Origin of the sequence: Micromonospora sp. ATA51 (assembly GCF_016802855.1) — a bacterium.
GTDB classification, from domain to species: domain Bacteria; phylum Actinomycetota; class Actinomycetes; order Mycobacteriales; family Micromonosporaceae; genus Micromonospora; species Micromonospora sicca.
This window is the reverse complement of sequence record NZ_JAEVHJ010000462.1, coordinates 1-3,901: the sequence shown is the minus strand read 5'-3', so window position 1 is coordinate 3,901 and position 3,901 is coordinate 1. Positions and strand designations below refer to the sequence as shown.

General features: G+C 70.4%; 5 protein-coding genes. 4 read left to right on the top strand and 1 reads right to left on the bottom strand.

Features of this window, described 5'->3' with window-relative positions:
- The 3 genes from mptB to JNW87_RS35915 all read left to right on the top strand — a co-directional run.
- A partial coding sequence (gene mptB, locus JNW87_RS35925; protein WP_238455229.1) for a polyprenol phosphomannose-dependent alpha 1,6 mannosyltransferase MptB occupies nt 1-861 on the top strand: 861 nt, incomplete at its 5' end.
- 77 nt (nt 862-938) lie between these two features.
- On the top strand, nt 939-1,283 hold the full coding sequence (locus JNW87_RS35920) for a helix-turn-helix transcriptional regulator (RefSeq protein WP_109804468.1): 345 nt from the start codon (nt 939-941) through the stop codon (nt 1,281-1,283).
- Between the two features lie 14 nt (nt 1,284-1,297).
- On the top strand, nt 1,298-1,750 hold the full coding sequence (locus JNW87_RS35915; protein ID WP_109804469.1) for an SRPBCC domain-containing protein: 453 nt from the start codon (nt 1,298-1,300) through the stop codon (nt 1,748-1,750).
- A gap of 72 nt (nt 1,751-1,822) precedes the next feature.
- On the opposite strand, the gene glnA is transcribed toward JNW87_RS35915, so the two are convergent.
- Nucleotides 1,823-3,247, bottom strand: a complete 1,425-nt coding sequence (gene glnA / locus JNW87_RS35910) for a type I glutamate--ammonia ligase (protein WP_109804470.1) — start codon at nt 3,245-3,247, stop codon at nt 1,823-1,825.
- A 253-nt stretch (nt 3,248-3,500) separates the two neighbouring features.
- Between glnA and JNW87_RS35905 the strand changes: the two genes are divergently transcribed.
- Nucleotides 3,501-3,899 (top strand): RDD family protein, encoded by a 399-nt coding sequence (locus JNW87_RS35905; RefSeq protein WP_109804471.1) that lies wholly within the window; start codon nt 3,501-3,503, stop codon nt 3,897-3,899.
- The last annotated feature ends 2 nt before the right edge of the window (nt 3,900-3,901 follow it).

Here is a 3,901-nt window from a genome sequence, read left to right as displayed (position 1 = left end):
TGGCTGGCGCTGGCCTGCCCACTGGTCGGCGTGCACCTGGTCGGCGGCGCACACAACGACGCGCTGCTGCTCGGCCTGCTGCTGTCCGGCCTGCTGGTGCTGGTCCACCGGCCCGGCAAGCCGCGGGCGCTGCTGCTGGCCGGGGTGCTGCTGGGGCTGGCGGTGGCGGTGAAGGCGGTCGCGGTGGTGGTGCTGCCGTTCGCGGCGCTCGCCGCGGTGCTGGGTCGGTACACGCCGCGCGCGCTGCTGCGGGACGCGGCCTGGCTGGCCGGGGGAGCGGTGGGCGCGCTCCTGGTCACATCCCTGGTCACCGGGCTCGGCTTCGGCTGGGTGAGCGGCCTGGCCCGCAGCGGCGACTCCGAGCAGTGGACCTCGCCGCCGACTGCCGTGGGCTTTGTCGTCGACTACGCCGGGGCGCTCGTCGGCCGGGAGCCGCACGCGGTGCCGGTGGTCCGGCTGGTGGCGCTGCTGGTGCTGGCGGTGCTGCTGGTCGCGCTCTGGTGGTGGGCCTGGTCGGCGCTGCGCCGGCTGAACGACGTGAGGCAGCGGGCGGCCCGACCCCGGGTGGCCCTCGTCGGGGCGGGCCTGGCGTTGGCCGCCACCGCCCTGCTCGCCCCGGTCTTCCACCCCTGGTACGCCACCTGGCCGCTGGCGGTGCTGTCGGTGGCCACGGTCCCGGTGGCGCGGACGACCTGGTTCGTGCTGCCCTGCGCGGTGGTCTCCTTCCTCGCCCTGCCGGACGGCACCAACCTGGCCCGGTTCACCAAGGCGCCGGGCGCGATCGCGATGACCGCCGTGGTGGTGGCGCTCGGGGTGGGGGCGGTCCGGGTGGCGTTGGCCCGACGAGCCCGCCCGACCTGATCGGCTGAAGTGGTTGACGGTGGGTTCGGACCCACCTATGTTTAACGCATTCGTTAATTAACGAGGTGGTTACGCAAGTGGCGGACGATCGACTCAGCGTCATCTTCGCGGCGTTGGCCGACCCCACCCGACGGGCGATCCTCGCCCGGCTGGCCGAGGGGGACGCCACCGTCACGGAGCTCGCCGAGCCGTTCGCGATCAGCCTCCCGGCGATCTCGCGGCACCTGAAGGTGCTCGAGCAGGCCGGCCTGATCACTCGGTCCCGCAGCGCCCAGTGGCGCTCCAGCAGCCTCAATCCGGAGCCGTTGCGTGAGGCGACGGTCTGGATGGAGCGCTACCGGCAGTTCTGGGACACGAACTTCGATCGGCTCGACGCCCACCTGAAGCGGATGCAAACCCAGACGGAGCGGAACGAGAAATGAGAGAGGGCAACACCATGACCGACACGACCGAAACCCAGGATCTCGTCATCACCCGCGTCTTCGACGCCCCGCCCGAGCTGGTCTACCGGGCGTTCACCGACCCGGACCAGCTCGCCGCCTGGTTCGGCCCGGCTGGCTGGTCGGTGCCGCGGGCGACCGTCAGCGTCGAGGCCCGGGTCGGCGGCCACCAGCGCTTCACCATGGTCAACGACGCCGATCCGAGCATGACCTCGGCCGTCGACGCCACCTTCACCGAGCTGGTGGAGAACGAGCTGCTGGTCGGGACCCAGCGGGTCGACTTCGGCGCCGGCGAGATCACCATGGCGCTCCGGCTGGAGTTCCACGACGAGGAGGGCAGGACCCGCCTGGTGCTCAGGCAGGGGCCGTTCAGCCCGGGAACGGAGAGCGGCGCCCGCGAGGGCTGGGGCAGCTCCTTCGGCAAGCTGGACGCTCTGCTCGCCCGCTGAGTCCCCGCCGGCCAGAGAGCCGGGCCGGCCCCGCGAACGCGGAGCCGGCCCAGCCGGTGCTGGTGGAACTGGTCAGCAGTCGAAGTACATGGCGAACTCGTGCGGGGTCGGGCGCAGGCGCACCGGGTCGACCTCGTTGGCCCGCTTCCAGCTCACCCAGGTGGAGATGAGGTCCGGGGTGAACACGCCGCCGTCGAGCAGGTAGTCGTGGTCGGCCTCGAGCGCGTTGAGCACCTCGGGCAGCGAGCCCGGCACCTGCTTGACGTCGCCCCACTCCTCCGGCGGCAGGTCGTACAGGTCCTTGTCGATCGGCGCCGGCGGCTCGATCTTGTTCTTGATGCCGTCCAGGCCGGCCATCATCATCGCCGAGAAGGCGAGGTACGGGTTGCTGGACGGGTCCGGCACCCGGAACTCGACCCGCTTGGCCTTCGGGTTGCTGCCGGTGACCGGGATGCGGGTGCAGGCGGACCGGTTGCGCTGCGAGTAGACGAGGTTGACCGGCGCCTCGAAGCCCGGCACCAGGCGGCGGTACGAGTTGACCGTCGGGTTGGTGAAGGCCAGCAGCGACGGCGCGTGGTGCAGCAGGCCGCCGATGTACCAGCGGGCGGTGTCCGACAGGCCGGCGTAGCCGGTCTCGTCGTAGAACAGCGGCTCGCCGTTCAGCCAGAGGCTCTGGTGGGTGTGCATGCCGGAGCCGTTGTCGCCGAAGAGCGGCTTCGGCATGAACGTCGCGGTCTTGCCGTTGGCCCAGGTCTCGTTCTTCACGATGTACTTGAAGAGCTGGAGCTGGTCGGCGGAGTGCAGCAGGGTGGAGAACTTGTAGTTGATCTCCGACTGGCCGGCGGTGCCCACCTCGTGGTGCGAGCGCTCCACGGTGAACCCGGTGTCGACCAGGCGCCGCACGATCGAGTCGCGCAGGTCGGCGTAGTGGTCGACCGGCGGCACCGGGAAGTAGCCACCCTTGTACGCGGTCTTGTAACCGCGGTTGCCGCCCTCTTCCTCGCGGCCGGAGTTCCAGGCGCCCTCGATCGAGTCGATGTAGTAGAACGACTGGTGCGCGGAGGTCTCGTGGCGGATCGAGTCGAAGATGTAGAACTCCGCCTCGGCGCCGAAGTACGCGGTGTCGGCGATGCCGCTCGCCGCGAGGAAGGCCTCGGCCTTCTTCGCCACGTTCCGCGGGTCCCGGGAGTACGCCTCGCGGGTGAACGGGTCGTGGATGAAGAAGTTCAGCGCGAGGGTCTTCTGCGCGCGGAACGGGTCGATGAAGGCGGTCGCGACGTCCGGGAGCAGGAGCATGTCCGACTCGTGGATCGCCTGGAAGCCACGGATCGACGAGCCGTCGAACGCGAGGCCGTCGGTGAAGAGCGCGTCGTCGACGGACTCGACCGGCAGGTTGAAGTGCTGCATCACGCCGGGCAGGTCACAGAAACGTACGTCGACGAACTTCACGTCCTCGTTCTTGAGGTATCGCAGGAGTTCCTCGGGATTGGCGAACACACGTCCTCCTGGCACGTCCACGGGGTGGCTAGGCTCCTGGCGACGCTATGACCGTGCGGTTGCCCGGCGGTGTCTCCCCTGTTTCCGCCGTGTTACGTCCCTCGCGGAGCGTCATCCCGGCCGCTCAGCCACCTCTGCTCTCCGTTCGGACCATACCGGCGGTGCCCGTGTCGCGCTAATTGACGGCCTTGGTCCGATTTGACGGGGAGAGCGGATCCGGACCGGGCCACCCCGCTGGCTACCCTTGACCGCTGTGACCAACCCGCATGCCCCGGCGCCGCCCGCCACCGACCCCGCCTTCGTCCCGCCGAGCCTGGGTCGCCGCTTCGGCGCGCTGGTCGTCGACTGGGTGCTCTGCCTGCTGGTGTCCAACTTCTTCGCCGACCCGGTCCGCGACGGCTGGGCCCCGGTGCTGGTCCTCGTCCTGGAGTACGGCTTCTTCCTCGGCCTGTTCACCCAGACCCCCGGCATGTACGTCACCCGGATCCGCTGCGTCGACTGGTCCGACGGCGGCCGGATCGGCGTGCTCCGCGCCCTGCTCCGCGGCCTCCTGCTCGCCCTGGTCGTCCCCGCCCTGATCATGGACGAACACCGCCGCGGCCTCCACGACCGCCTCACCAGCTCCGTCATCACCCCCGCCCCCCGCCCCTGACC

Excerpts from the sequence above, each read along its gene's own strand:
- JNW87_RS35915 (WP_109804469.1), top strand. The coding sequence starts at position 1,298 with ATGACCGACACGACCGAAACCCAGGATCTCGTCATCACCCGCGTCTTC.